Source organism: Candidatus Proelusimicrobium excrementi (assembly GCF_937881865.1).
In the GTDB taxonomy this organism is placed as follows: domain Bacteria; phylum Elusimicrobiota; class Elusimicrobia; order Elusimicrobiales; family Elusimicrobiaceae; genus Proelusimicrobium; species Proelusimicrobium excrementi.
In genome coordinates, this window is record NZ_CALGEO010000145.1 from 1 (window position 1) to 1,535 (window position 1,535).

Annotated in this window: 3 protein-coding genes and 1 tRNA gene; all 4 read right to left on the bottom strand. The window is 44.9% G+C overall.

Annotated features, from left to right (window positions below):
- The coding region (locus ACQY26_RS06665) for a YqaJ viral recombinase family protein (RefSeq protein ID WP_428048363.1) at positions 1-328 on the bottom strand (328 nt) is incomplete at its 3' end.
- Between the two features lie 135 nt (positions 329-463).
- A tRNA-Met gene (locus tag ACQY26_RS06670) sits at positions 464-534 on the bottom strand.
- 250 nt (positions 535-784) lie between these two features.
- Positions 785-1,012: a hypothetical protein gene (locus tag ACQY26_RS06675; protein ID WP_428048364.1), complete on the bottom strand. Its 228-nt coding sequence runs from the start codon at positions 1,010-1,012 to the stop codon at positions 785-787.
- Between the two features lie 8 nt (positions 1,013-1,020).
- Complete coding sequence (locus tag ACQY26_RS06680; RefSeq protein WP_428048365.1) at positions 1,021-1,203, bottom strand: helix-turn-helix domain-containing protein; 183 nt, start codon at positions 1,201-1,203, stop codon at positions 1,021-1,023.
- Positions 1,204-1,535 lie beyond the last annotated feature (332 nt).

Here is a 1,535-nt window from a genome sequence, read left to right on the forward strand (position 1 = left end):
GGCGGCCGGTTTCTTTCTCTTTTAAAATACCGTCAACGCTGGCAAGTAAAAAAGGATATTCCGCGTTTTGGTAAGAGTTAAACTCGTCGTAAATTACTTCGTATTGCGGGTTATCCAAAGCAAACAGGCCCCTTATAAGCGGCTCAGCCTTTATTCCGTATTGGACATAGTCTTTACCCGCTATATCTTCCGGCTCTTTCTTCCCGGTTTTTATCGCCCATTTTGAAAGGCCCAAAACCGCAGCGGCTTCACTCCCGCCTATTCCTTTTACGCGGTTCTTAAGCCATTCTTCCCGGGTGTTAAATGTATGTTTAATATAGCCTTTCATTTGTTTTATCTCGCCGGAGCCTTGGCCAATCGGGGCCGGTGGTTGGAACTGCAATCCCGATATTTCGGCTCTAGACTTGAGCCCGGCTCCGGCGTTTTAGTTATTTATTTTATTTTTTGGCCTAAGCCAAAATCTTTGCGGGGAAAGGAGTCGAACCTTTAACTGCGGCTTATGAAACCGTCATGTTACCCTTACACCACCCCGCGAAATCATACGGGAAATAAACCTAAAATTAGGTTCCGGCCCTCCCGCCGGGCTAAGTTAACTAAAAAACACAAACCCTATTAAAATCAGTCCTTTAACCGCAAAACCCAACGTCAAAATCAAAACCAAAAAATCTATAATTTCGTCGGCATTATCTTTTAAAAGTTTTAACATCATGTCCCTCCGTAAATACCCACCTTAACGCAAGGTTCGCGTTTACTGTCGCGCCAAAGGGCGCGATAAACACAAAGCTTACAGGCGTTCCCATATTTGTTCTTCCCATGCTGCCTTAAAAGCCGCCAAATCGCATTTAAGGGCTTTGCCGTCTAAGGCGACTGCCGTAATATCCAACTCGCCCGGCTCTTCCGGCTCCCAAGTATCGGGGTGTCCGCTCTTGCAGGCCTCTCTCGGCGGGGTATAGTTGCCCGAAACTTCAAGAGTAAGTCCGCCGATATCCAACCCCACGCTGTAAGGTTTCATTTTCCCCCCTAAATTACCTTTGCCGAAACTTTTAAATTTTCCATATCGGAACGCTTAAAAAAGTACTTCCGCGATCCGGGGTAAGGCTTTACGGCCGGCACCCTGCCGAGCTTTGCCAAATAACGCAACCATTGCGGGGTAAACCCCACCAGTTGCGCCGCTTCCTTAGTCGCTAAATATTCATTAATCATCTTGAAACCTCTTTAATTACTCAAATTTGCTAAAATAAAAACCGTATAGGCTTGCACTCGGTCAAGTTCGGCCCATACGGTCTTAGATATAGCTGCGGCGTCCATAATAGGATTCCGTTTCAGCCTGTTAGCGGCAGGCCGAAAATTTTTAAAACTTTGCTAATTATCGCTGTATCTAAGCCGCATATTGCGGATTTAAGCTTAACCCGGTTTAACCCGGATTGAAACCTTGTAAGACAATAATAGCTAATGTTAGCTAATATGTCAAGGGAGTATTATAACTCATATTTAAAAGATTACCCATGTCCTAAGTGTCATGGTAAGAGATTATT